This is a genomic window from Cytobacillus sp. BC1816 (genome assembly GCF_051353635.1).
In the GTDB taxonomy this organism is placed as follows: domain Bacteria; phylum Bacillota; class Bacilli; order Bacillales; family Cytobacillaceae; genus Cytobacillus; species Cytobacillus oceanisediminis_C.
Window position 1 is genome coordinate 4,243,929 of record NZ_CP195611.1, and the last position, 24,839, is coordinate 4,268,767.

Consider the following 24,839-nt stretch of genomic DNA (forward strand, 5'->3'; position numbering starts at 1 on the left):
CAAAAGGAACACACACTAAGAACGCCACGTACTGTGGCAGCGTCTGTATGACCCCGAGTCCCTAGGAGCCGAAACAAGACAAGCTTGTGACCTCGAAGGGGTAAGCGCTGGAGCTAGACAGTTATCGAAGTTCAAAGTTATACTTGCTAACTTTTAGAAAAACGATGGACATCCTCTGAACTTTTAGAAGATTCTAATTGTTCAACCTTATTATAATATAATGCTGGTTCTATGACAATTAGAATAAGACCTTACACTCAGGAAGATATTTTTTCAGAGGGCTGTCCAGCCTATCGGGGATATTCTTTTTAATGGACATAATAAAAAAATCGCCATATATACTGGCGATTTTTCCATATCTCTATATCACAAAAATATTATGCTATGAAAAATATATAAATGGCTCCTATAAGAAGAAACACTCCGCTAAGAACCAGCAGAACCTTTGCTAACTTTTCCAATGTTAATTCTCTCCTTATGATAAACCTGCACCGATGACATAAGACAATCCGATAGACAGCACCATGGAAATAAAACCGACTGCTCTATTATTATTTTCAATTTCTTCGTCAATTCTAAACTTAGGTGTTAAAAATTCAAAAATGAAATAGCCGATCAATAAAAGAAAAAATCCAAAAACTCCCCAGGTAATCATTGTCAGCAAGGTATCATTATGCATGATGGAATGCCTGAAGATATTGGCAATCCCAAAAATTTTTCCGCCGGTCGCCATTGCTACAGCGATATTTCCATTTTTGATTTCTTCCCAATTGCGATACTTGGTAACTAATTCAAAAATAGCTAAAAAAACAATCATACATAAAATGACTACACTATAATAAGCAGCTGTCTGAATAAATTCATTTTCCCAAAATTCTTTCATTTCCATTCTCCCCGCTGGAATTTAAGTACCCTCCCCCCTAATAAAAAACAAAGGGGAGCGGGTGTCAAAGCTTATTTAAATTCAACGACAGTAACCCCTGTGCCGCCTTCTCCTGCTTCACCAAATCGAATTTTTTTAACTGACCTGTGATTTTTTAGATATTCCTGAACACCCTGCCTTAAAGCACCAGTCCCTTTACCATGAATGATGGAGACACGGGGATATCCAGCCAAAAGGGCATCATCTATATATTTCTCCACTCTTAAAAGTGCGTTTTCATACCGTTCACCCCGTAAATCAAGTTCAAGGCTCACATGAAAATCTTTGCCTTTAACTGTTGCCACCGGTTTTGTTTCAACAGGTTTTGGACTCTTAACATATTCTAAATCCCTTTCAGCAACTTTCATTTTCAAGATGCCGATTTGAACCTGCCATTCATTGTCAGACACCTTTTCAAGCAAATGCCCTTTTTGTCCAAAACTCAGAACTTTTACCTCGTCGCCTGCTTCAAACACATGTTTATTATTCTTTGGCTTTAATTTATTCTTGGCTGAGCTCATCTGCGGTGCAGCTTCGGACAGGCGTTTCTTTGCTTCTATCAGCTCATGTTCCTTCACTTCAGCATGCTTCTCCATGCGCATTTTTCTTAAATCGCGGATAATTTCTTCTGCTTCTGCCTTGGCTTTCTCAACGATATCCTCGGCTCTCTCTGCTGCTTTCTCATGCATTGCATCTTTTTCCTCATAAAATTCTGCCATTTGCTTTTGCAGATCTTTATGAAGTTTTTCTGCACTTTTCAAAAAGTCATTGGCTTCTTCCATGTCAGCCTCTGCTTGTCTTCGGCTTTCTTCAAGGGATGCAATCATATTTTCAACCTGATTTGTATCTGCTCCAATATAGGATCTTGCGGTCTCAATCACTTGATCCTTGAGCCCAAGCCGTTTTGATATTTCAAAGGCGTTGCTTCGGCCTGGAACCCCAATCAGCAGCTTATAGGTTGGACTAAGCGTTTCAATATCAAATTCAACACTGGCATTGATAACTCCTTCTCTGTTATAGCCATAGGCTTTCAGTTCAGGATAATGAGTTGTGGCGATAACTCTTGCCCCCCGCTTGTATACTTCGTCAAGAATAGAAATCGCCAGGGCAGCACCTTCCTGCGGATCTGTACCTGCACCAAGCTCATCGAATAATACCAGACTATTGAAGTCAACCTGGTCAAGAATATCCACGATATTAACCATATGCGAAGAGAAAGTACTCAAACTTTGTTCAATTGACTGTTCATCCCCGATATCAGCATAAACATTTCCGAAAACAGCCGTTTCAGAACCATCCAGCGCCGGGATCTGCAGACCTGCCTGAGCCATCAATGTACAAAGCCCCACTGTTTTTAATGTAACTGTTTTACCGCCGGTATTTGGTCCCGTAATGACAATGGTAGAATATTCAGCTCCGAGCTTAATATCATTTGCCACTACCTCATCAATAGGAATAAGCGGATGCCGGGCTTTAAATAATGAAATTTTCCCTTCATTATTAATTTTCGGCTTGGAGGCCTTTATGCGTTTACTGTACCTGGCTTTAGCAAACATAAAATCTATTTCCCCAAGCACATCTACAATGGTCTCCAGTTCACTGCTGTTTTCAGCGGCCTGTACTGACAGAGCAATGAGAATCCGTTCGATCTCCTGCTGTTCTTTTACCCTGATTCCCTGCAATTCATTGTTCAGCTGGACAATGGACGCGGGCTCAATAAATAATGTCTGGCCAGATGAGCTTTGGTCATGGATAATGCCGCCGTAATGTCCCCGGTACTCCTGCTTTACAGGTATGACAAAACGGTCATTGCGGATTGTAATAATCGCATCAGAAAGCATCTTTTGGGCACTGGAGGAGCGAATCATGCTCTCCAGGCGCTCTCTAACACGTGATTCTTTCGTGCGCAGCTGATTTCGCAGAGAACGGAGAGACTCGCTTGCACTGTCAAGCACTTCTCCATTGTCGTCAACCGCATTGCGGATAGACGTTTCCAGGTCAGCCAGTACAATAATTTTATCTGTATATCCCAGCAGGATCGGCAGGCTGCTTTCTTCTTCGGCAAATTCCTCGATGAATCTTTTCATCTGCCTGCTTGCATGAATCGTGCTGGATATCTGGTTAAGTTCCTGGGGACTAAGCATCCCTCCAATGACCGCTCTCTTCACATGAGGGCGAATATCGAAAATGCCTCCAAGCGGTACATTCCCCTTAATTCTAAGAACTGTCACGGCTTCATCTGTCTCTTCCTGCCTGCGGATAACTTCTTCATAGTCAGTGGAGGGACGAATATTTAAGGCCTTTTTTCTTCCCAAGGATGAAGAAACGTGCTCAAGCAGCTGTTCCTTCACTTTATTGAACTCAAGTATCTTCAATACTCTTTCTTGCATGAGGATTTTCCCCTTTCATGCCCAATTTCCTACTGGCGTTCTTTCAGAAATTTGAGCAAATCTTCTGTTTCCATGGCATTTAGAACGGATTCCTTCTTGATCCATCCCTTCTTTGCCGCAGAAACGCCGATTTCCATGTGATTTAAAGTGTCTATTTTATGTGCATCCGTATTAATCACTATTTTCACACCGGCTTCCTGAGCTTGTCTGATATGCTCGGAAGCAAGGTCCAGCCGGTTCGGATTTGCATTCAGCTCAAGGGCTGTATTTGTTTCCTTTGCAAGCTCAATGAGCAATTCCATGTCTACTTCATAGCCTTCCCTGCGGCCGATCAATCTTCCCGTAGGGTGGGCAATTATGTCAACATGGGCATTCTTCAGCGCTGTTTTCAAGCGAGCCATGATTTTTTCCTTCGGCTGTGAAAAAGAAGAATGAATGGAAGCAATGACAATGTCCAATTCTTCTAGAAGTTCATCATCATAATCAAGTGATCCATCGGGCAGAATATCCATTTCCACTCCTGACAGAATCGTGAAATCATCGAATTGCTCATTAAGCCGCTTTATTTCTTCTTTTTGACTGCGAAGTCTTTCAGCAGTCAAACCGTTCGCCACTTTCAAATACTGAGAATGGTCTGTTATAGCCATATATTTATAGCCGCGGGCCCGGCATGCTTCAATCATTTCCTCAATAGAATAGGCGCCATCACTCCAGGTTGAGTGCATATGTAGGTCACCCTTAATATCTTCAAGAGATATTAATTCCATGTCTTGCTTATATTCATCCACTTCTTTCCCATCTTCTCTGATTTCAGGAGGGAAGAATAGCAGTCCAAAATGGGCGTAAAATTCCTCTTCATTTTTAAAAGTAAGGATTTCACCTGTTTCTGTGTTTTCAACTCCGTATTCACTGATTTTTTCCCCGCGCTCTTTTGCAAGCTGGCGCATTCTGACATTATGATCCTTTGATCCAGTAAAATGATGGAGTGTTGTGGCAAATTCATGCGGCTGAACTAAACGGAAATCAGCCGATATATCATAGGAATGTTCAAAAACAACGGAAACCTTTGTATCTCCTGCGGCAATCACTTCTTTAATCCCGGATAAACTTAATAACTGCTCTTTGACTGAAGCAGGATTGTCTGTAGCTATAATAAAGTCGAGGTCTTTTATTGTTTCCCTCATTCTCCTTAAGCTTCCTGCCCTTGAGTATTTTTCTATATCCTTCATTTCCTCCAGGGCCGCTTCTATGCCTTCTGCTATAGGCAGCATGTATGCAAGCGGCAGCCGCTCTGGTCTTGTTCCTGCGTTTTCAAGGGCAGCGAGTATTTTTTCTTCCGATTTTTCCCCAAAGCCTGCAAGTCCGCGGACCTTTTTATTGCGGCACGCATCCTCAAGATCTGCGGCATTTTCGACGCCCAGCTCTTTATATAGCTTGGCAATTTTCTTGCCGCCCAGTCCAGGGAGCTGAAGAAGAGGAATTAATCCAGAAGGCACTTCTTCTTTTAATTCATCCAGAACAGAGGACTTTCCTTCTTTTATATACTCCTCAATAACAGCAGCGGTTCCTTTCCCGATGCCGGATAGCTTTGTAAAGTCTTTTATTTCAGTCAAGCTTTCATCGTTTGATTCAAGGGCCAGTGCCGCTTTTCGGAACGCAGCTGTTTTGAAAGGGTTTTCTCCTTTTAATTCCATATAAACAGCGATTGTTTCTAAAAGCCTCACAACATCTTTTTTATTTATACTCACGAAAACCACCTGCCTGTATCTGTATTCGTATCCGTATTATCTCTTATTTTGCGTTGGAACTTCAAATTATGGCTATCTCTAAAAGCCTCTTGCTAAGTTTAACTTTTAAATATTGCCCGTTGTTTCCGCGGGGAGGCACAGAGCTCCCCGGCTTCGCCAATGGGGTCTCCTGCTCCCTCTCCTCCCGCAGTACAGTGGATTTAGTTAGTTTGCGGCTTAAATCCACAAAACTTATATTAACAGCCTTTCAAAAAGAAAACTTCTCTAGAAATAGAGAAGTTACGCAGCCATATATTCAACCCACATTTCTTTGAGCTGGTTAGAGAGAACAGGCGTATTCTTAACCATTAATTCTGCCATAAAGGAATTATTGATCGGCCCCTGCAGCACTTCTATTGGAACCAGTGCGGCTATGTATAATAGAATAAACATGATAAGATAGACTTCGATAAATCCAAGAATGCCGCCAGCCCAAACATTCAGCTGTTTTAGGACAGGAAGATGGGCAACAAAATCAAGCATGCTTCCAATAATCTGCAGTAAAATTCTTACCGCAAAAAAAATCACGACAAATGCAATGGCGCGATAGTAAGCATCTTCAAGATCTGCATTCTCAAATAACGTCTGAATCGCCGAGTCACTGCTAAAGCTGGGATATGGCACCCATAAGGTAAGCTTAGGTGCTAGCTCGCCGTAATACATACGGGCTACAATGAAAGCAATAATGAATCCAGTCAAATGAATTAATTGGAGGATAAATCCTCTTTTCAATCCTATAAAAAAGCCCAAAACCAAAATAATGATAATTGCAAGATCCAGCATGACTACTTTCCGTCCTTTACTCTATTTAATTCGTTTTCCAGCCGTTCCAGACGGTCTGTTAGCTTTATATAATCATTAACAGCATTGACTGCGGTTAGCACGGCTAACTTACTAACGTCGAGTGAAGGATTCTTCGAACTGATCTCACGCATTTTATCGTCAACCAGCGAAGCGACAAGGCGAACATGGCTGGAGCTCTCTGAGCCTACTATTACATATTGCTGTCCATAAATATCTACACTTGTGCGATTTCTTTGTATCTCTGACAACGTCCATGCCCTCCTTTTTTAAAGAATCCTAATCAATATCATAACATGAACGTATATTGGTGGGAAGTCAAAGCATGTCAAAAGAGCTCAGTTCTTAAGAAAAGCGGAAGCACCTTGCCCACCCCCGACAAGCACAAGACGAGCCGCCCGGAAAGGCGTTCTCTGTCTCTTTGGGAGGTTTGGCTTGTGACCTCGAGGGGGTAGGCTGCTTGCGAAAGACAGTTATCCAAGTTCAAGATTATGCGGAATCTTTGTATTACTCCCCCCCAAAAAAGCAGCAGATTCAAACAGTTAACAAAGATGAGGAGAATTAATATGAGCCAAGTAGTACTTTTAAAAAAAGCAAATGAAATCTCAGAAATGATGGTCTATTATTCAGGCAGACTAAATGACAAGCAGCCTCCTGGAAGCGTATTTGCTGCAAAGGTGCCAGGATGTTCAATCACTGCCTATAAATCAGGGAAAGTCCTCTTTCAGGGCAGCGGAAGTGAAACAGAGGCAAAAAAATGGGGAGATACCGCACGCAGTGCACAGCCGAGCAAAAAAAACAGCCCTGCAGCTGCCAACTTGCCGGAAAATATCAGTTCCCTTTCTGTAATAGGATCAGACGAAGTGGGTACCGGCGATTATTTTGGCCCCATCACGGTTGTTGCAGCTTACGTAAAAAAAGATCAAATCCCTTTGCTGAAGGAGCTCGGAGTTAAGGACTCCAAAAATCTGGGAGATGAGAAAATCATTGAAATCGCAAAACAGATAAAGGATATCGTTCCCCACAGCCTGTTAACCCTGCATAATGAAAAATACAATAAGCTTCAGCAATCAGGGATGTCACAGGGTAAGATCAAAGCATTACTGCACAATCAGGCAATCGGGCATGTTTTAGGGAAAATTGCTCCTGAAAAGCCTGAAGCCATTTTGATTGACCAGTTTGCAAAGGAAGAGGTTTACTTCAACTATTTGAAAAACCAGCAGACCATTCAAAGGGAGCGAGTCTTTTTCAGCACAAAAGCGGAAGGAATCCACCTGGCAGTTGCAGCAGCATCTATCCTGGCCCGCTATGCGTTTGTGCGCCACTTTGAAAATCTTAGCACAAGGGCCGGTTTCCGGCTCACTAAAGGCGCAGGTCCGAAGGTTGATGAAGCAGCAGCCCGGCTGATCAGAGAAAAAGGGCGTGAAGCATTGCCTTCTTTTGTAAAACTGCACTTTGCAAATACTGAAAAGGCGATGAAGCTTTATAGCAGGAAGTATAATTGATAATGAAGCAGCCAATTTAAGGAGATTGGCTGCTGTTTTACTGTTTAAGAGAACCATAACCTATTTGGAATATATATTTATCAGCCAAAATGAGAGTTTTATTGCCAAATGAGCTCTTTTAACGGCCAAATAATGAAAAATGAAAAGGCAGCCCTCGGGCTGCCTTCTTCATTTTATCCTCTCAATACCGCTCCGGCTTTTTCCTTCACAGCATCCAACACTTTATCATGTGCTTTTGTAACATCTTCATCCGTTAGTGTACGTTCAGGATCGAAGTATTTAAGGGAGAAAGCAATTGACTTTTTGCCCGGCTCCATCCGTTCGCCTTCGTACAGGTCAAAAACATGAACGTCTTTTAATAACTTGCCGCCAGCTTCTTTAATGATTCCTTTAAGCTCGCCCGCTGCTGTTCCCTTATCTACTACAAGGGCAATATCCCTTGTGATGGAAGGGAAACGCGGGATAGCTTCATACTGCAAAGGTGAAACTTCTTCTTCGAGGATTGCTTTTAAGGAAAGCTCAAACGCATATGTTTCTTTCAAATCAAGCTCTTTTTCCACAGTCGGATGGATTTGGCCGACAAATCCCACTGATTCCCCGGAAAGCAATACTTCTGCTGTTCTTCCAGGGTGCATCCCATCCTTTTGTGCCTGATGGAATTCAGCCTTATCGGATAGTCCCAGCTTATCAAATAATCCCTCAAGAATTCCTTTTACAGCGTAAAAATCAACCGGCTTCTTTTCTCCCTGCCATGGGTGGCTGTGCCATAAGCCAGTAACCGCTCCAGCAAGGTGCTCACGCTCTTCTGGCAGATCCTCTTCTCCATTATTGGAGAGGAACACCGCTCCTGTTTCATAAACAGCCAGACTGTCGTTCTGGCGTGCAGAGTTATATTTTAATACTTCTAGAAGCTGCGGAACAATACTTAATCGGAGCAGGCTTCGATCTTCACTCATAGGCATTGCCAGCTGCACAGGTTTGCGCTCTTCCAGTGCATATTGAGTCGCTTTTGCTTCATTTGTTAGAGAATAGGTTACTGCCTGGTAAAGTCCTGCACCTTCAAGGTAGCGGCGGACCATTCTGCGTTTGTTCTGGTATTCAGTTAGATGCCCTGGTGTAGAAGATCCAACCGGTAAAGTGGATGCCAGATTGTCGTAGCCAAATAAGCGGCCAACTTCTTCAATAAGGTCTTCTTCAATCGTAATGTCGCCTCTGCGTGTTGGAACTGTAACAGTAATCGTATCGTTATCAGTATTTGTTTCAAATTGAAGACGGGCAAATATATCCTCTACTTCTTTCATGGATAATTCAGTGCCAAGTACACGATTGATTTTTTCAAGCGTTACAGACACTACAGCAGGTTCCACCTGCAGTGCATCTGCTTCCACAGATCCTTCAAGCACTTCCCCGCCAGCATATTGTGCAAGTAATTGAACAGCTCTTTCTGCAGCAGCTCTAACTCTGTTCGGATCTACACCTTTTTCAAAACGGGCACTTGCTTCGCTTCTTAAGCCATGATCTTTTGAAGCTTTTCTAACCGTTGCCCCTTTAAAATAAGCTGATTCGATAAGTACATTTTTAGTATCCGACTGTACTTCAGAATTTGCCCCGCCCATGACACCGGCAAGTGCAATGGGTTCTGCCCCATTTGTTATTAAAAGGTGATCTGAGTTTAACTCACGCTTGGCATCATCAAGAGTGACAATCACTTCACCATCTCTTGCTTTGCGGATAAGGATTTGCTTTGATTCCAGCCGGTCATAATCAAAAGCATGAAGCGGCTGGCCGTATTCAAGCAGAATGTAGTTTGTGATGTCCACCACGTTATTGTGAGGACGAATGCCCGCCGCCATTAAACGAGCCTGCATCCATACAGGAGATGGACCTATTTCTACATTTTTTACAACCTTCGCAACGTAAAGAGGATTATCTTCTTTTGCTTCAACCTGAACTTCAATATAATCAGAAGCCTTTTCAGAAGAAGTATCAGCCTGCGGCTCAGGAATCTTTACTTCTCTTCCTAAAATGGCTGCTACTTCATAGGCAACACCCAACATGCTTAAGCAGTCAGAACGGTTCGGAGTCAGCCCAAGCTCAAGGATCTGGTCGTCACGATTAAGCTGCTCAAGAGCATCCTTGCCAACTTCTGTATCATTAGGGAAAACATAAATGCCTTCAGAGTATTCCTTTGCAATCAGCTTGCTTTCAATGCCCAGCTCTTGAAGCGAACAGATCATTCCATTTGATTCTTCGCCTCGGAGCTTCGCACGCTTAATCTTGAAATTGCCTGGAAGCACAGCTCCAACGGTAGCCACGGCCACTTTCTGTCCCTTATCCACATTTGGGGCACCGCATATGATTTGTACAGGCTCATCAGCTCCTGTATCAACTAAGCATTTATTCAGCTTATCAGCATTTGGGTGCTGTTCTCTTTCAAGGACATGCCCTACAACAACACCTTTGATTCCTTCATTCAAAACCTCTACGCCTTCAACTTCAATACCGCTTTTTGTAATCTTTTCTGCAAGCTCTGCAGGTGTAACGCCTGATAAATCAACATATTCCTGCAGCCATTTATATGAAACGAACATTTATGATCCTCCTCTTTTATTGTCCAGCTCCGACTCCTAACCCCTCGAGGTCATAAGTCATTCTGCCGTGAAGGTTAAAGAACAACCTTCCTGTCAGCTTGCCTTATGCTTGTCGGGGTTGAACAGTCGCCTCCGCTTTTCTAATACTCGTGAATTGAAAATTGCTTTAAGAAACGTACATCATTTGTATAGAAGTGGCGAATATCATCCACACCATACTTCAGCATGGCAATTCGCTCAGGTCCCATCCCGAATGCAAAGCCTGTGTATTTCTTAGAGTCGAAGCCTGCCATCTCAAGAACATTGGGATGAACCATTCCGGCGCCAAGAATTTCAATCCAGCCAGTGCCTTTACATACACTGCAGCCTTTTCCACCGCAGATTTTACAGGAAATATCCATTTCCACAGATGGCTCTGTAAACGGAAAGAAACTTGGACGAAGACGGATTTCCCTGTCATCCCCGAACATTTTCTTCGCAAACACTTCCAGTGTCCCTTTCAAATCGGTCATTCGGATGTTTTCATCTACAACAAGCCCTTCTATTTGCATGAACTGGTGGGAGTGTGTAGCATCATCATTGTCACGGCGATACACTTTTCCCGGACAGATGATTTTAACCGGCCCTTTGCCTTCATGTTTCTCCATTGTTCTTGCCTGTACTGGCGAAGTATGGGTACGAAGAAGAATCTCTTCTGTAATATAGAAGGAATCCTGCATATCGCGGGCAGGGTGGCCTTTAGGGAGGTTCAATGCTTCAAAATTATAATAATCTTTTTCAACTTCAGGGCCTTCAGCTACTGTATAGCCCATTCCAATGAACAAGTCTTCAATTTCTTCAATAATACGTGTCAGCGGATGATGGTTTCCTGACTTGACAGGACGTCCAGGAAGAGTAACATCTATCTTTTCAGCAGACAGCTTTTCCTGTACTGCCGCTTCCTCAAGATGCTTCTGCTTTTCTTCAATTCCCGCAGCAATACTGTCTCTTACTTCGTTAGCAAGTGCTCCCATTTTAGGGCGCTCTTCCGCAGACAGTTTCCCCATTCCTTTTAGAACTTCCGTTATTGGACCCTTTTTGCCCAGGTAAGAAACACGGATGTCATTTAATTCTTTTAAATCAGCAGCAGTGCTGATTTTTTCCAACGCTTCAGTTTGCAGTTCCTTTAAACGCTCTTGCATCTAAATATCCTCCTTGAAATGAATATTTTTACTTTTTTAGCCAAAATAAAAAACCTCTATCCCCATAAAGGGACGAGGTTTCGCGGTACCACCCTTTTTAACACATATATGTACTTCATGCACGTGTTCACTTCATTGGGATAACGGCTTATGCCGGTACATCTTTACATGGAAAAGCAGAAGTGGCTTAGGATGAACTTCAACTAAGAGCCGCCACTTCCTGGGGCGAACGTTGAAGTCAGCACATCCTGTCTATGTCCCACAAGTAAACCTTGAGGGGCTAGCCGCTGCAGCTGGACAGCTCACCAGAGCGCCAACAATACTTTTCAATGGTCCCGATGCCAACTCAGGAGGTGAATGTTCCCTTGCATTTCCTGTAAAAATGCTTTCAGTCTTAGGCATTTTCTCCCTGAAAAGGCTGACTGCAAGGTAATGGTCTCCGTCATCGTTTTGTTATTATAATTTTGCTGTTAATTATATTACATTCTTGAGGCTGTTTCAAACGGTTTTCAAAAAATTGCCGCCCATTTTCTATTTTCTTAAGTGATAAAGAAGAATTCCGGCAGCCACCGCCACATTTAGTGATTCGCTTTTCCCGAATATCGGTATATAAAGGTTTGCTGCTGTATTAGCCAGAAGCTCTTTATTCACCCCATTTCCTTCATTTCCAACGAGCAGCGCGAAGGAATCAGAGGACTCATACATCGTGTATTCCTGGGCATTTTCCAAAGCGGTTCCATAGACAGGGACTTTACTTTCTTTCAGTCTGCTGATCCAGTCAGACAGATTCCCTCTTAAAACCGGCAAATGGAAGTGACTGCCCTGTGCAGAGCGGAGCACCTTTGGGTTATATGCGTCAACGCTTCCTTCACCCACAATAACGGCATCGATACCAGCAGCATCAGCCGTCCTGATCATCGTACCCAGATTGCCTGGATCCTGCACGGCATCAATTAATAAAAACTGTTTTCCTTTCACTTCCTCAGAGGATCGTTCCTGACTGCAGACAGCAAAGATTCCCTGCGGCGTTTCCGTATCCGCCAGCTGTCCGATGATTTCTTCTGTAACCATTGTTACAGGGATGTCGCCATAATCCCATCCGGGAGGTATGTCTTTATTTTCACTAATGATTATTTCAGCTATTTGATTGGCTTTGAGTGCTTCTTCCACTAGATGAAAGCCTTCAACCAAAAAGGTTTCTGTTTTGTCCCGCTCTTTTTTGGTTAAAAGTTTCTTCCATTCTTTAATTTTTGGGTTTTTTGCAGATTGTATATGCTTCAACACGGTCTCCCCTTTTATAGAAAATCCCGCACAACCGGAATTTCTTATACAGTTTTCTCATTATAGCCTATTTGAAATACATAATAAAAGCGAAATTAGAGAAGATAATAACGAATTAAATCTGGAAGGAGTGCATTAAAGTGAATTTAAACCTGCGCAATGCCATTTTACACAATGTTTCAGGGAACTCTCAAGACGAACTGAAAGATACGATCGTAGATGCCATTCAAAACGGGGAAGAGAAAATGCTGCCTGGATTAGGTGTTTTGTTTGAAGTAATTTGGAAAAACTCTTCAGAGGAAGATAAGCTGGAAATGCTTCAAACTTTGGAGAGCGGCCTTAAATAAAATGGAAAAACTCCGGTATAGCTCCGGAGTTTTTTAATTCTGCTAATAAGAAAGGAAAAAACTTTGAACTTCGATAACTGTCCAGCTCAGGCACCATCACTCTCAGGTCTAAGCCAATCAGCGGGCGCCTTCCGCTTTCTTATTCAAAAGTAATTCTGTCCACTGTTTCCCGATCAAGCTTCTTAATCACTTCAGCAATAAGCTTAACGGCATTTTCATAGTCATCGCGGTGAAGCATTGCTGCATGGGAATGGATATAGCGTGTTGCAATAGTGATGGAAAGTGATGGAACTCCGTTATGAGTAACATGAATGGCTCCTGAATCTGTTCCGCCGCCAGCGATGGCATCAAATTGATAAGGGATATTCAGTTCATCCGCAGTATCTGTTACTAGATCACGAAGACCTTTGTGCGAGACCATTGATGCATCATAAAGGATAATTTGCGGCCCTTTGCCCATTTTGCTCATGGCTTCTTTTTCAGAAATCCCTGGTGTGTCACCTGCGATTCCCACATCTACACCAAATGCGATATCCGGCTCGATTTTTTGGGCCGAAGTGCGGGCTCCGCGAAGTCCAACCTCTTCCTGAACCGTTCCTACACCATATACTTCATTTGGATGATCAGCATCTTTCAATTGCTTAAGCACATCAATGGCAATTGCACAGCCGATGCGGTTATCCCAAGCCTTTGCCAATAGCATCTTTTCATTATTCATAACCGTAAACTCGAAATATGGAACCACCATGTCACCAGGCTTTATTCCCCATTCTTTCGCTTCTTCCCGGCTGGAAGCACCAATATCAATGAACATGTCTTTAATTTCAACAGGCTTTTTCCGCGCATCCGGTGACAGGATATGCGGAGGCTTAGAACCAATTACCCCGGTGATATCTCCCTTGGACGTTACAATCGTCACACGCTGTGCAAGCATAACCTGTGACCACCAGCCCCCAACTGTCTGGAATCGGATGAAGCCTTTATCATCAATGTTTGTTACCATAAATCCAACTTCATCTAAGTGGCCAGCAACCATGATCTTAGGGCCGCCTTCTTTGCCGGATTTTTTAGCAATCAGGCTTCCCAGCCCATCTGTTGTCACTTCATCAGCATATGCTGTTATGTATTTTTTCATAACCTCGCGCGGTTCGCGCTCATTTCCCGGAATTCCTTTGGCATCCGTTAAGTCTTTAAGCATGGTTAGCGTTTCATCTAATTTAGCCATCATTTCGACTCCCTTAATATTTATTCAACCCTATTATACAGAACATGCGATTTAATATAAAGAATTATCAGACGGATATTTTCTCCACCTGCAGGATTAGTATCCTTCAGCCTGCCTTTTATAATTTACTTCATTCTTATCTATATATGCTTTTTCTATATGTGAAGAGTTAAAACCAAGCATTTCCCCTAGCTGTAAATAGGCAGCAATAAGCTCTTTATAATCGTCCAGGGAACGGCTTGTCCGAAACTGTCCGATTCCAGTATAGACAGACAAAAACTGGCCATTCACTGACTCCGCCTTTTCCAGTGGAGCAGCATATTCCTTTTCAGCGTCAAATCCGCATTCAATTCCAAGTGATAAAATAAAATGTATACCGTCTACAAACTCTTCCAATACTGTTTCCTGAGGTGAGGATGGCTTATGGCTCCAAAACTTGAAGCATCTTGTCTCATTTGCAAGCTCTCCCAATTCAACCAGCAGCGCAAGCACCTTACGTTCAAATAAATCTTCTTCCTCTAAACCGTGATTTGATTCTATATGGCTGTCCAGCCCTTTTTGCATTTGAAATAATAGCTGATAATTCATTTTCCACCATCCTATATGAAATAAATGATTAACATACAAAATTAGCCTATCAAAAAAATTATAACAAATCGCAAAAAAGTTGAAACTTTTTTTAATCTCATCCGTAAAGTAAGGAAAATAATAATGGAGGGCTGGTTAATATGTGGCTCCTGCGTATGCTATTGTTTGCTCTGATTCTTTTTCTTATATACACCGCGGTAAAATATCTGCTGAATTCTAAGAGAAAGCTCGAGCTTGCCCACGAACAGAAACGATATTATTTTTGGGATGACCAGGATAATGTCAGGAAAAACTTCCTAATTACGTATAAAGGGGTTTTATTTGAGGGCGAAAAATATCTGGGAACCACGGACAATGCTTTTGATGTGGTCTCCATTTTCATCTGGCCGCATAATACATCGGCCCTTAAAGGGATGGTAAGGGAGGATTTTCTTTTTATAGAAAGAAAGATAACCGAGGCTTATCCCACTGCAAAAATTGACTGGAAAAGCCCTGTGAAGGAATTTATGCATAAAACAGCTTCACCAGGAGATGAAATTAAAGACCATTTATAATAAAAAACGTTCGGCAGCCCCGAACGTTTTTTTATGCTGCTTTAAAGAATTCCTTCCATTTGATGACAGTCACCTTTTCCCTCAGCACAAATACTAAAACAGAAAGGGAAATCAAAATCAGAATAATCATTGAAGGAGTGAATCGGCTGATGAATTCACCAAAAACGGTATAAAAAACAGCCAGCGGCAAATTGGTGATCCAAGAATTTTTTAAATATTGATCAAAACCCTTATTCCTTTCCATAAGACAAAAGTTCAATAAATGGTAATGAATAAATGGGATGAGCCTTAAAACCGCAACCTGACCGACAGTCAAATTCCGGTATTCCCCGAACCACCTCGTTTTTAGCAATGAAAGCTTTTCATGTGTCCTCGGCATTTTTGTGATCAAAAAATAAAAAAGAATGCTGCTGATCATCAGACCTGCAACGGAGAAAACAGAACCAAAAAAACTTCCGAACAGAACTCCTCCAGTTATGCAGACAAGCGGTACCGGAATGAATAGAAACTGCCTGATGATATGAAAAAAGATAAAAACAATGGGAGCAAGAATTCCAGCAGTCTCAGCCATGGCAAACAATAGAATCAATTGATCATTCATGCCTTCACCTCTCCCCGATGTCTTTCCTGCTGTTCCCTAAAGCTTATGGATAGCCCTGATTGTTTATGACAAGAGAATAACCAGGTACACAAGCAAGCCTGCTTCAAGCATCGCCAGAATAGGCAGTCCCCATTTAAACTGCACATGCTTTGTTTTATGCCTGAAAGTCTTCATTCCGAGAGTCATTCCCGCAGCCCCGCTCAAAATGGCTGTGATCCAGAGATTTTTTTCGCTGATTCGATACTGATTCCGTTTCGCCTTCTCCTTATCAAGCTTCATCAGATAAAAACCAGCCACATTCATAATCAGATACATAAGAGCAATTGTCTTGACCATGAGCTTTCTCCTTTATTATGTATTAAGTCTTTATTGAGCTTAAATGAAACGAAAGCATCTGTCCATTTAGAGCAAAATAAAAGCCATTCCCGCATTTAAGGGAATGGCTATTTTATGAAAAATTATTACTTACTTGCTAAGCTGCTGCTTTGCAACTGATGCTAATTCAGCAAATGCTTTTTCGTCAGCGATTGCTAATTCAGCAAGCATTTTGCGGTTAACTTCGATGCCAGCAAGCTTTAAACCATGCATTAAACGGCTGTAAGAAAGACCGTTCATGCGAGCTGCTGCGTTGATGCGAGTAACCCAAAGTTTGCGGAAGTCGCGCTTTTTCTGGCGACGATCGCGGTAAGCATACATTAGGGATTTCATAACCTGCTGGTTAGCAACTTTATATAATGTATGTTTTGAACCGAAATAACCTTTAGCTAATTTAATGACTTTTTTACGACGTTTGCGAGTAACTGTACCGCCTTTTACACGTGGCATATTATTTCCCTCCTAATTTCGAGATATTACTTAAGATTTACTAGTAAGTTACGGATGCGCTTGTAATCGCCTGAAGAAACAAGAGTTCCTTTGCGAAGCTTACGCTTTTGCTTTTGAGATTTGTTTGCGAACATATGGCTTCTATAAGCGTGAGAACGCTTCAGTTTACCAGAACCTGTTCTTTTGAAACGCTTAGCAGCGCCGCGGTGAGTTTTCATTTTTGGCATTGGGAATTCCTCCTCTTACTTGTCGTTTTTCGGTGCTAAGACCATAAACATGCTTCGGCCATCCATTTTTGGATGTGATTCCACTACTGCAACTTCATTGCATGCTTGTGCAAATCGGATTAAAACACGTTGGCCAATTTCCTTATGCGTAATGGCACGACCTTTAAATCGGATCGATGCTTTTACTTTATCGCCTTTTTCAAGGAATTTAATAGCATTGCGAAGCTTTGTATTAAAGTCATGCTCTTCAATAGTCGGGCTAAGACGAACTTCTTTAATACTGATAATCTTCTGGTTTTTGCGAGCTTCTTTATCTTTCTTCTGCTGCTCGAATTTGAACTTTCCGTAGTCCATGATACGGGCTACCGGAGGTTTCGCACTCGGTGCAACCAGAACAAGATCCAGATTGGCACGAGAAGCAATTTCAAGTGCGTCGAATTTTGATTTAATACCTAACTGCTCGCCGTTTTGGTCGATAAGACGGACTTCGCGGGCGCGAATGCCCTCGTTTAACAACATATCTTTGCTAATAGCTAGACACCTCCAAGGTTTAATGCGAACACAACGTTTGGGTCAAGAAAAGCGCAAGCGCCTGCTGGAGCAGACAGCTTTATAGCTGCCAGCTCCACCGGACCAAAGCTGAATCGCAAGTTATACAACATTTCTCTTCCGGAGCGGAAGCAGAGCTGTTTTAACCAAATAAAAAAGTGCGGATGAAAACACCCACACTTACGTTTATAAACAGAAAATGTTCACGTAAAACCTGCCAACTGCACTTTGCGTCAATCAGGTGAGAAGCGGGTGCTTCTTCTTTTCCTCAAACTGTATTCAATTTACCTTAGCTACTATATCACAAAGTATGATTTTGTGTCAAACGAATAACTTTTATCACAACGAAGAAAAGCATAACAAAATTAAGCGCTTTTGGCAATATGATTTTAATATTTTTTCAAAATGAATTTAATGCCATATTTCTGGTTTGCACCAGCTGACTTGGATATTACAGATTCTGCATGTTGTCACGAAGACTTCACAAAAAAAGGGCCGCAGGTCATGCAGCCCTTTTTCATAGTTATCGTTTAACTTCAGCTTTTAGTGCTGAGATGAAATCTTCAAATGAAACCGTTTCTGATTTTTGCTCTCCATATTTACGGACATTTACAGCTTTTTCAGCTACTTCATTGTCCCCAACAACAAGCATGTATGGAGTCTTTTGCATTTGCGCTTCGCGGATCTTATAGCCGATTTTTTCATTGCGGTCATCCAGTTCTACGCGGAAGCCCTCTGCCTGAAGCTGCTCCTGGACTTGTTTTGCATAATCAAAGTGAATATCAGGAGAAACCGGAATGACCTGGACCTGAATCGGGGCAAGCCAAGTTGGAAACGCTCCCTTATACTCTTCAATCAAGAATGCCACAAAACGCTCCATAGTGGAAACGACACCACGGTGGATAACGACGGGACGATGAGGCTTTCCATCTTCAGCTACATAAGTCAAGTCAAAACGTTCAGGAAGCAAGAAGTCCAGCTGGACAGTGGATAATGTCTCATCCTTGCCAAGCGCAGTTTTAACTTGAACATCCAATTTCGGGCCGTAGAAAGCTGCTTCTCCTTCTGCCTCAAAATAGTCAAGACCGATTTCATCCATGGCTTCTTTAAGCATGGCCTGTGCTTTTTCCCACATTTCATCGTCATCAAAGTACTTCTCAGTATCCTGTGGATCTCTGTAGGAAAGACGGAATGAGTAATCATTGATATCGAAGTCTTTATATACTTCAAGAATCAGGTGTACTACGCGCTTAAACTCTTCCTTAATCTGATCAGGGCGGACAAAGATATGAGCATCGTTCAGAGTCATGCCGCGTACACGCTGAAGGCCCGATAGTGCTCCTGACATTTCATAACGGTGCATTGTTCCAAGCTCAGCAATACGGATTGGCAGTTCACGGTAGCTGTGGATGCCATTCTTATAGATCATCATGTGATGCGGGCAATTCATAGGACGAAGAACAAGCTGCTCGTTATCCATTTCCATGACAGGGAACATGTCTTCCTGATAATGATCCCAGTGCCCGGATGTTTTATAAAGATCTACACTTCCCATGATCGGAGTATATACGTGGTCATAGCCCAGTCTTTCTTCCTTATCAACGATATAGCGCTCGATATTGCGGCGGATTGCTGCCCCTTTTGGAAGCCACATCGGCAAGCCCTGTCCAACTTTTTGCGAATTCATGAACAAGTTAAGCTCTTTGCCGATTTTACGGTGGTCACGCTCTTTCGCTTCCTCAAGGAGACGCAAATGCTCGGCCAGGTCTTCTTTCTTAAAGAAAGCTGTTCCATAAATGCGCTGAAGCATCTTATTGTCACTGTCGCCTCTCCAGTAGGCGCCAGCAATACTTAATAACTTAAACTCTTTTAGTTTGCCAGTCGATGGAACGTGGACTCCGCGGCAGAGATCAAAGAACTCGCCCTGCTCATAGATTGTCACTGTTTCATCTTCAGGAATGGCTTCAATCAGTTCAAGCTTGTATTCATCACCAATTTCCTTGTACATCTGAACCGCCTCATTACGGCTGACTTCCTTGCGGACAACGTCAAGGTTTTCATTAATGATTTTCTTCATTTCTTTTTCAATCACAGGAAGGTCTTCTGGTGAAAGTGATTCTTCCAGGTCGATGTCATAATAAAATCCGCCTTCAATGACAGGACCTACCCCAAGCTTTACATTTTTATATAAACGCTTGATTGCCTGCGCCATTAGATGGGCAGTACTGTGGCGAAGAACCTCCAGCGCATCGTTTGAGTCCGGTGTTACAATTTCAATAGCTCCATCCTTTTCGATTGGACGGCGAAGATCATACATTTCTCCATCCAGCTTGCCGGCCATTGCCTTTTTCTTCAGGCCCGGGCTGATTGAAGCTGCAATATCTTCTGTTGTCGTTCCCTTTGGAAACTCCTTTACAGCTCCATCTGGAAACGAAACTTTAACAACTTCTGACATGATATTTCCTCCTTATTTATAAAGTGAAACTCCAATCCTCCTAAAACGCGTTATACACTTAAAAAAATAAAAAAACCCGTCCCTAAAAAAGGGACGAGTTGTATTTAACACGCGGTTCCACCCTACTTCTCGTTCTCTTAGAAGAAAAACGACTCTGTAGTAAGATAACGGTCTTTTCCCGCCAGCCCATTTCCTGGCTGGAGTTCAGAGGCGGTAAGCATTCGAATCGTGTTAGGAAGGTTTCAGCCCTGCCTTCCCTCTCTTTAAACCGTATTAGAATACCCATATCCTCATCGCAACTTTTGCTCGATTTTTATAATATGTACGTTATTATAGTTTGTTATTTCAGGAAAATCAAGGGTATCTTTTACATTTTTCTTCATTGGCATAAGAATGGGCGTTTTGAAAGTTATAGAAGGCTTCAATAGAGCTTAATTCAAGTCTTTCTTCAAAAATATTGCGGATTGTTCTGACCAGCGGCTGCTCGAAATCATCTGAATACAGATAAATGGCGGAAGGTGCAATTGAAAGCAGAGGCGCAATCGTAACGGAATCCACATATACAGGATGATTGGATAATAGCTTGCGGTCAATCATTCTTAATAGCTCTCCTCGTTTAATTTCGCACAAGTGCTCATCATAAAAATAAACACCTTCATCCATAACGACATGAATCGTATTAATCTTTGGCTGCTTTCCTGACAGGAAATCTCTCAATGTATGAATAAACATCTGATATTCCTGCTCCATTTTATATTCATCGATGGAAACTTCAACGTATTTGGTCATTTCATTCATAAGCGGCCGCATTCGGAATTTTACGAAAGAATCAAAAGAAAAGGAAATGTTATTCTGGAACAACTGATCAATTGCACTCTTCAAGCTTTCTTTTACATCCAGGCCACTGACAAACGCGGCAAGATCCTCCCGGCTTCCTTCCAAAATAGAGTGAATAATTTCAAGAATCTGCTGCTGTTCACCTTCATCCTCATAATAATAATGCTCCATCAGTATCCGTTTAAACCAATCATCCTGCTTCTGGTTCACTATAAATTGAAAAAATACTTCCTTAACAATATTCAGGACATCGCCGTTATTTTCTGCAGAGACTCTGACTATATGTTGATCTTCAAAATGAAGAATATTATTATCACATTGACAAAAAGACTGCAGCTGCTCATAAAGATGCTCATAAAAATTCCTCGCATCCGTGCTGCTTTGGAAAATGATTTCGATCAACCAAATCCCCCCTTTATACAAATCTCTGTTCTATGTATATGGCGGACTTGGCCAAGTTAGAAGTAGGATTAGCCTTTTAGTGCATTAAACTATAAGAAAAGCGGAAGCGCCTTGCCCACCCCCGGCGTCTCGTGGGGGCTAAAGGATAACGCTTTTAATCGTGCGATGGATATTCTGCCGAAGCTTTCCCTGTAGAGCTAGACAGTTATCAAAGTCCCAAGGTATGATTCTTACTTTATAATAAAAGCTGCCGGAAGTTTTATCGGCAGCTTAATATGTTATGCTCTTCTGTTCGGTCCTTCCACAAGCACTGGTTCAGCAAGGTATTTAATACGCTCCATGATTCTCCTTGCCTTCATTTTCTCTTCCTCTCCGCGCTGGCTGTAGGAGAGATGATGTTCGAGACCCTGCAGGTCGAAATTGGAAGTAAAGAAGGTTGGGAGGCTTTCCTGCATGCGGAACTGCAGAATCGGCCCTAAAATCTCATCCCTTGTCCAGCTGGACATGGTTTCTGCACCAATGTCATCGAACATTAAAACCGGTGCTTTTTTAATGGTTTCTATTTTACTGTTCAGAGTTTGATCTCCAATTGAATTTTTCAATTCCCTGAATAGTTCAGGAACGTATACAATCATGGAGGATACTTTCTGGCTTGCAAGCTTATTAGCGATAGCACCAAGCAAATAAGATTTGCCTACACCGAATTTTCCATAAAAATAAATTCCTTTTCCCTTGGATCCCGGCTGGTAGTCCATAACAAAAGATGCCGCTTTATCAACGGCCTCAATGCGATCGTCATCATCATATATGGAATCAAAAGTGGCATGAAGGATATCAGATGGTACATATAAACTCTGAATTAATTTTTCGTTTCTCCGCTGCTCATCGTGCATGACCTTGCGCGGGCACTTATCATATTTCAGATCGACTGACCCTCTTTGAATCACAAGCTCCGGATGATAGCCCTGCATAAAGTTCACACAGCCCTCCAAGCTAGGACATTTATTGCACTCCTTGCTCTGCTGTGTATATTCAAAGAGTTTGCTAAGGCTCTTTTCAACCATCTCAGATGTCAATTCATCCCGATGAGTTTGGATAAATGCCTTCACTTCAGGGTGATTAAGCGTTTGGTTTCTCATTTTCTCATACCTTTTTTGAAAACCTTCATTGCCCGCAAGGCGTCTTAATGTTTCATTGATTTTCTCCATCAATCAGTCACCTCCTGTGATCGCAGTTTTTTTAATTTTTCGTTAAGCTCCCTCTTTTTCATTTCCAGCTCATACTGTTCCTTTTCGCTGTTTTGCTTCTGAGACTCTTTCTTTTTGGCGGCTGCACTGCCTTTTTCATCAAACCAGTCCGGCAGCATCTCCGTCCTGATCGGCTTCTTTTTGTTTCCAGCTGTGCTGGCTGTTTTCTTTCCTTCCGCCCAATCCAGGTATTGCCGGTGTTCTTTCTTAGCTAAATCAATAGCTTCCTGGGGTGTTTTTATTTTCTTTCTTGCCCAGTGGCCAGCTATTTTTTCTACGTAGCCTTTGGTCAATTTCATATCTGTTTTGAGCATAACATATTGAATCAGCACATTAATTACCCCGGGCAAAAGCTTTTGCTGGAACATGACATCTTCAATAATCTGCAGATCACCTTTCGATGGCTCTGCCCCTCCGGATATATCCTTTAAAAGCTGCCTTGGTGAGGTGATCTCCAAATAACGGATCAATTCTTCTTCCTGGGTTTCAGGCTGTTTTTTATGAGTCTGATGGATGGCAGGATGAACCCTGTCAATCAGGGAAGGCAGCTGGTCCTGATTTTGGATTTGATACCAATCCCGTGCAGATTTTCTTAACTCCTCAATGTCTATCTCATTATCTTCATTTACAGCACTGATGACGATATTTTTCATTTGAATAGGGTCGATTCCGTACAAAAAGGCAAGATTGCTGATGGATTCCTTTACTTTAACTGTAATGGCCTTTTTCGGTACAAGCGATTCATTCAGCCCTGCCTGAAGCAGTTCAAAATTAAAATCTTCATTCCCGATTTGAATGCCTTCCTGCTCCTGCCTTCCAATATACCCTTCCCCCTCTGATTCATTCATCAGCTGCACCACTTCATCGCCAACCTCAAAAGTACCTGGGTGTCCTGATTTAAATACATCCTGAAAAGCCTTGGTTACTTCCTCATACCCTGTGGCTGTCATCACCTTCTGATCTGAGAAGAAGCGCTTCAGCCTCATAAATTGGTTTCTGCCCAATTTCTTATAAAGATAAATATTGAGCATGCCATCAAGGAAAAATTGTTCAGGTGTCAGCGGGGGGAGCAGTTCATAAATAAATGACCTTGTCTCCTCATCTTTGTTTACGTATACCTTTAAAAGTCCTATCCCTTCAAGCTTGAGGCGGGCTTCATATATATCCTTAAGCCCCATGTCCATAAAATTCATTAAACTATGGTGTGAATTAGAAGATGACCATAGCCTATTTTCTTCAAGTTCCGCCCATAATGTCATATATAAACTGAAGCATACAGAGCCAATGAGCGGCTGGTATAACAGCGTCAGCACTTTTCGGTCATAATCATGCAAAAGCCCGCTAGCTGCTACTGTATATCGATCAATGGGGAGCATCTCCTGCCAATGCTGGGCCATGGTGTTCACCTTTTTCTATTAAGAATATTTATTACACTTATTAATCTCAAAAGCATATACCGTAAAAAAAGAGCCAAAGAAGTCCTTCAGCCCATCAAACTATTTCATTAGAAATCAGAGACAGCGACAGCTGACCTGATTTAAGATTGTTCTTTTTTGATTAATTCTTTGAGTTCATCAATAAAAACATTGATATCCTTAAATTGCCTGTATACCGATGCGAAACGGACATATGCCACATCATCCACATTTGCGAGCCTGTCCATGACCATTTCGCCAATTTCATCGCTTTTTATTTCGGAGACACCGTTGCTGCGGAGCTCTTTTTCCACTTCAAAAGTAATGTCCTCCAGGTCCTTTAGGGCAACCGGCCTCTTTTCACATGCTTTAATAAGGCCTCTCAGTATTTTTTCCCGGCTGAATTCCTCTCTGGTGCCTTCTTTTTTCACAACGATTAAAGGAATTTCTTCCACTTTTTCAAAAGTCGTAAACCGGTATCCGCATTTCTCGCATTCCCTTCTGCGCCGAATGGACCTGCTGTCATCAACAGGACGGGAATCGAGAACACGGGTATTATTGTTTTGGCATGAAGGGCATCTCATACAATCAGCTCCGAATTCTTTTATAAGTAAGTTATTTTGCTGGCGTTAGACCAATTACCGAATTTTATTTGTTACTCTTATCTTATAAAAAAGGAGTTGTCAGTACAAGTACTACTATTTATCTGCGTTTCTTGCAGAACCGAGAAAATCATGCCGTTTATTCACCTTTTCATAAATGGAAAGAGCTTCTCTCTTAAGGATTGGGTGGACACCTGCCGGAGAGGATTGCTCAGTTGAGATATTGATATCTACCGCCGTTTCGAAAGGCCTGACAGTCACGACTGTGACAATGGCAAAACAAGATTTAATTTTCTTAATTTCTGCTGCTATCTCGCCGCGTTCTCTGGAAATGCTGAGAATGTTCACATTTTGGTCTGCTTTAAATAAATCTTCGATCGTTTGCATCATTTGAGCTGTATTAGTTCTATAATATCTTGTAGTGAGCTCAGGATCAGAGTGGTTTTCATTTGTTTCACACTGCTTTTTATAGCGGCTGGCAAACTGCCTGAAAATAGACATCCTCTT

Annotated in this window: 24 protein-coding genes and 1 other annotated feature; of the genes, 3 read left to right on the forward strand and 21 right to left on the reverse strand. The window is 42.1% G+C overall.

Annotated elements, in window-relative coordinates; genetic code table 11:
• Nucleotides 1–475: 475 nt before the first annotated feature.
• The 5 genes from ACR42H_RS21595 to zapA form a co-directional block, all read right to left on the reverse strand.
• Complete coding sequence (locus ACR42H_RS21595; RefSeq protein ID WP_113882855.1) at nucleotides 476–883, reverse strand: DUF350 domain-containing protein; 408 nt, start codon at nucleotides 881–883, stop codon at nucleotides 476–478.
• 71 nt (nucleotides 884–954) lie between these two features.
• Nucleotides 955–3,312, reverse strand: a complete 2,358-nt coding sequence (locus ACR42H_RS21600; RefSeq protein WP_436373174.1) for an endonuclease MutS2 — start codon at nucleotides 3,310–3,312, stop codon at nucleotides 955–957.
• Nucleotides 3,313–3,341: 29 nt separating this feature from the next.
• A complete protein-coding gene (polX, locus tag ACR42H_RS21605) occupies nucleotides 3,342–5,060 on the reverse strand; it encodes a DNA polymerase/3'-5' exonuclease PolX (protein ID WP_436373176.1) in 1,719 nt (572 codons plus the stop codon).
• Between the two features lie 279 nt (nucleotides 5,061–5,339).
• Nucleotides 5,340–5,882 carry a CvpA family protein gene (locus tag ACR42H_RS21610; RefSeq protein ID WP_113882651.1) on the reverse strand — a complete coding sequence of 181 codons (543 nt, stop codon included), beginning with the start codon at nucleotides 5,880–5,882 and terminating at the stop codon, nucleotides 5,340–5,342.
• Nucleotides 5,883–5,884: 2 nt separating this feature from the next.
• The gene (gene zapA, locus ACR42H_RS21615; protein ID WP_113882650.1) at nucleotides 5,885–6,151 is read right to left on the reverse strand and encodes a cell division protein ZapA; all 267 of its coding nucleotides are present in this window, start codon (nucleotides 6,149–6,151) and stop codon (nucleotides 5,885–5,887) included.
• Nucleotides 6,152–6,466: 315 nt separating this feature from the next.
• On the opposite strand from zapA, the gene rnhC reads away from it, so the two are divergent.
• Nucleotides 6,467–7,405, forward strand: a complete 939-nt coding sequence (rnhC, locus tag ACR42H_RS21620) for a ribonuclease HIII (RefSeq protein WP_436373179.1) — start codon at nucleotides 6,467–6,469, stop codon at nucleotides 7,403–7,405.
• A gap of 173 nt (nucleotides 7,406–7,578) precedes the next feature.
• Here the strand turns inward: rnhC and pheT are convergent, their stop codons facing one another.
• The 3 genes from pheT to ACR42H_RS21635 form a co-directional block, all read right to left on the reverse strand.
• Nucleotides 7,579–9,996, reverse strand: coding sequence for a phenylalanine--tRNA ligase subunit beta (pheT, locus tag ACR42H_RS21625; protein WP_436373181.1), 2,418 nt, complete (start codon nucleotides 9,994–9,996; stop codon nucleotides 7,579–7,581).
• Between the two features lie 140 nt (nucleotides 9,997–10,136).
• On the reverse strand, nucleotides 10,137–11,177 hold the full coding sequence (pheS, locus tag ACR42H_RS21630) for a phenylalanine--tRNA ligase subunit alpha (protein WP_436373183.1): 1,041 nt from the start codon (nucleotides 11,175–11,177) through the stop codon (nucleotides 10,137–10,139).
• Between the two features lie 531 nt (nucleotides 11,178–11,708).
• The gene (locus ACR42H_RS21635) at nucleotides 11,709–12,458 is read right to left on the reverse strand and encodes a TrmH family RNA methyltransferase (RefSeq protein ID WP_436373185.1); all 750 of its coding nucleotides are present in this window, start codon (nucleotides 12,456–12,458) and stop codon (nucleotides 11,709–11,711) included.
• 140 nt (nucleotides 12,459–12,598) lie between these two features.
• Here ACR42H_RS21635 and sspI point away from each other — a divergent pair, with 140 nt between their 5' ends.
• A complete protein-coding gene (gene sspI / locus ACR42H_RS21640) occupies nucleotides 12,599–12,805 on the forward strand; it encodes a small acid-soluble spore protein SspI (RefSeq protein ID WP_009333207.1) in 207 nt (68 codons plus the stop codon).
• Between the two features lie 139 nt (nucleotides 12,806–12,944).
• Here the strand turns inward: sspI and ACR42H_RS21645 are convergent, their stop codons facing one another.
• Entirely contained in the window at nucleotides 12,945–14,030 is a 1,086-nt protein-coding gene (locus tag ACR42H_RS21645; RefSeq protein ID WP_113882646.1) for a M42 family metallopeptidase, read from the reverse strand.
• A 96-nt stretch (nucleotides 14,031–14,126) separates the two neighbouring features.
• On the reverse strand, nucleotides 14,127–14,618 hold the full coding sequence (locus tag ACR42H_RS21650) for a dUTP diphosphatase (RefSeq protein ID WP_436373188.1): 492 nt from the start codon (nucleotides 14,616–14,618) through the stop codon (nucleotides 14,127–14,129).
• Between the two features lie 140 nt (nucleotides 14,619–14,758).
• On the opposite strand from ACR42H_RS21650, the gene ACR42H_RS21655 reads away from it, so the two are divergent.
• Nucleotides 14,759–15,172: a sigma-w pathway protein ysdB gene (locus tag ACR42H_RS21655; RefSeq protein ID WP_113882644.1), complete on the forward strand. Its 414-nt coding sequence runs from the start codon at nucleotides 14,759–14,761 to the stop codon at nucleotides 15,170–15,172.
• 31 nt (nucleotides 15,173–15,203) lie between these two features.
• Here ACR42H_RS21655 and ACR42H_RS21660 read toward each other — a convergent pair whose 3' ends face one another.
• From ACR42H_RS21660 to ACR42H_RS21710, 11 genes are all read right to left on the reverse strand, one after another.
• On the reverse strand, nucleotides 15,204–15,773 hold the full coding sequence (locus ACR42H_RS21660) for a TVP38/TMEM64 family protein (protein ID WP_113882643.1): 570 nt from the start codon (nucleotides 15,771–15,773) through the stop codon (nucleotides 15,204–15,206).
• 63 nt (nucleotides 15,774–15,836) lie between these two features.
• The gene (locus tag ACR42H_RS21665; RefSeq protein WP_436373190.1) at nucleotides 15,837–16,109 is read right to left on the reverse strand and encodes a DUF1294 domain-containing protein; all 273 of its coding nucleotides are present in this window, start codon (nucleotides 16,107–16,109) and stop codon (nucleotides 15,837–15,839) included.
• A 129-nt stretch (nucleotides 16,110–16,238) separates the two neighbouring features.
• Nucleotides 16,239–16,598, reverse strand: a complete 360-nt coding sequence (rplT, locus tag ACR42H_RS21670) for a 50S ribosomal protein L20 (protein WP_009333214.1) — start codon at nucleotides 16,596–16,598, stop codon at nucleotides 16,239–16,241.
• A 26-nt stretch (nucleotides 16,599–16,624) separates the two neighbouring features.
• Nucleotides 16,625–16,825: a 50S ribosomal protein L35 gene (gene rpmI / locus ACR42H_RS21675; protein ID WP_009333215.1), complete on the reverse strand. Its 201-nt coding sequence runs from the start codon at nucleotides 16,823–16,825 to the stop codon at nucleotides 16,625–16,627.
• Between the two features lie 15 nt (nucleotides 16,826–16,840).
• Nucleotides 16,841–17,344 carry a translation initiation factor IF-3 gene (infC, locus tag ACR42H_RS21680; protein ID WP_113882641.1) on the reverse strand — a complete coding sequence of 168 codons (504 nt, stop codon included), beginning with the start codon at nucleotides 17,342–17,344 and terminating at the stop codon, nucleotides 16,841–16,843.
• 176 nt (nucleotides 17,345–17,520) lie between these two features.
• Nucleotides 17,521–17,644: a sequence feature (ribosomal protein L20 leader region), on the reverse strand.
• A 253-nt stretch (nucleotides 17,645–17,897) separates the two neighbouring features.
• Nucleotides 17,898–19,829 (reverse strand): threonine--tRNA ligase, encoded by a 1,932-nt coding sequence (gene thrS, locus ACR42H_RS21685; RefSeq protein ID WP_113882640.1) that lies wholly within the window; start codon nucleotides 19,827–19,829, stop codon nucleotides 17,898–17,900.
• Nucleotides 19,830–20,183: 354 nt separating this feature from the next.
• Nucleotides 20,184–21,068, reverse strand: coding sequence for a putative sporulation protein YtxC (gene ytxC, locus ACR42H_RS21690; RefSeq protein ID WP_436373194.1), 885 nt, complete (start codon nucleotides 21,066–21,068; stop codon nucleotides 20,184–20,186).
• A 278-nt stretch (nucleotides 21,069–21,346) separates the two neighbouring features.
• Nucleotides 21,347–22,276 (reverse strand): primosomal protein DnaI, encoded by a 930-nt coding sequence (gene dnaI, locus ACR42H_RS21695; RefSeq protein ID WP_436377041.1) that lies wholly within the window; start codon nucleotides 22,274–22,276, stop codon nucleotides 21,347–21,349.
• Nucleotides 22,276–23,712 carry a replication initiation and membrane attachment family protein gene (locus tag ACR42H_RS21700; protein WP_436373196.1) on the reverse strand — a complete coding sequence of 479 codons (1,437 nt, stop codon included), beginning with the start codon at nucleotides 23,710–23,712 and terminating at the stop codon, nucleotides 22,276–22,278. Before ACR42H_RS21700 ends, dnaI begins: the two co-directional genes overlap by 1 nt.
• A 140-nt stretch (nucleotides 23,713–23,852) precedes the next feature.
• On the reverse strand, nucleotides 23,853–24,314 hold the full coding sequence (gene nrdR, locus ACR42H_RS21705; RefSeq protein ID WP_113882636.1) for a transcriptional regulator NrdR: 462 nt from the start codon (nucleotides 24,312–24,314) through the stop codon (nucleotides 23,853–23,855).
• Nucleotides 24,315–24,428: 114 nt separating this feature from the next.
• Nucleotides 24,429–24,833 (reverse strand): hypothetical protein, encoded by a 405-nt coding sequence (locus tag ACR42H_RS21710; RefSeq protein ID WP_113882635.1) that lies wholly within the window; start codon nucleotides 24,831–24,833, stop codon nucleotides 24,429–24,431.
• Between the last annotated feature and the right edge of the window lie 6 nt (nucleotides 24,834–24,839).

Coding starts and splice junctions, on each gene's coding strand:
- ACR42H_RS21645 (WP_113882646.1), bottom strand. CDS start 14,030: ATGGCTAAATTAGATGAAACGCTAACCATGCTTAAAGACTTAACGGAT.
- ACR42H_RS21660 (WP_113882643.1), bottom strand. CDS start 15,773: ATGAATGATCAATTGATTCTATTGTTTGCCATGGCTGAGACTGCTGGA.
- ACR42H_RS21600 (WP_436373174.1), bottom strand. CDS start 3,312: ATGCAAGAAAGAGTATTGAAGATACTTGAGTTCAATAAAGTGAAGGAA.
- ACR42H_RS21655 (WP_113882644.1), top strand. CDS start 14,759: ATGTGGCTCCTGCGTATGCTATTGTTTGCTCTGATTCTTTTTCTTATA.
- rnhC (WP_436373179.1), top strand. CDS start 6,467: ATGAGCCAAGTAGTACTTTTAAAAAAAGCAAATGAAATCTCAGAAATG.
- ACR42H_RS21650 (WP_436373188.1), bottom strand. CDS start 14,618: ATGAATTATCAGCTATTATTTCAAATGCAAAAAGGGCTGGACAGCCAT.
- ACR42H_RS21710 (WP_113882635.1), bottom strand. CDS start 24,833: ATGTCTATTTTCAGGCAGTTTGCCAGCCGCTATAAAAAGCAGTGTGAA.
- ACR42H_RS21610 (WP_113882651.1), bottom strand. CDS start 5,882: ATGCTGGATCTTGCAATTATCATTATTTTGGTTTTGGGCTTTTTTATA.
- infC (WP_113882641.1), bottom strand. CDS start 17,344: ATGTTGTTAAACGAGGGCATTCGCGCCCGCGAAGTCCGTCTTATCGAC.
- ACR42H_RS21595 (WP_113882855.1), bottom strand. CDS start 883: ATGAAAGAATTTTGGGAAAATGAATTTATTCAGACAGCTGCTTATTAT.
- pheS (WP_436373183.1), bottom strand. CDS start 11,177: ATGCAAGAGCGTTTAAAGGAACTGCAAACTGAAGCGTTGGAAAAAATC.
- thrS (WP_113882640.1), bottom strand. CDS start 19,829: ATGTCAGAAGTTGTTAAAGTTTCGTTTCCAGATGGAGCTGTAAAGGAG.
- dnaI (WP_436377041.1), bottom strand. CDS start 22,276: ATGGAGAAAATCAATGAAACATTAAGACGCCTTGCGGGCAATGAAGGT.
- rplT (WP_009333214.1), bottom strand. CDS start 16,598: ATGCCACGTGTAAAAGGCGGTACAGTTACTCGCAAACGTCGTAAAAAA.
- ACR42H_RS21665 (WP_436373190.1), bottom strand. CDS start 16,109: ATGGTCAAGACAATTGCTCTTATGTATCTGATTATGAATGTGGCTGGT.
- pheT (WP_436373181.1), bottom strand. CDS start 9,996: ATGTTCGTTTCATATAAATGGCTGCAGGAATATGTTGATTTATCAGGC.
- nrdR (WP_113882636.1), bottom strand. CDS start 24,314: ATGAGATGCCCTTCATGCCAAAACAATAATACCCGTGTTCTCGATTCC.
- ACR42H_RS21700 (WP_436373196.1), bottom strand. CDS start 23,712: ATGGCCCAGCATTGGCAGGAGATGCTCCCCATTGATCGATATACAGTA.
- rpmI (WP_009333215.1), bottom strand. CDS start 16,825: ATGCCAAAAATGAAAACTCACCGCGGCGCTGCTAAGCGTTTCAAAAGA.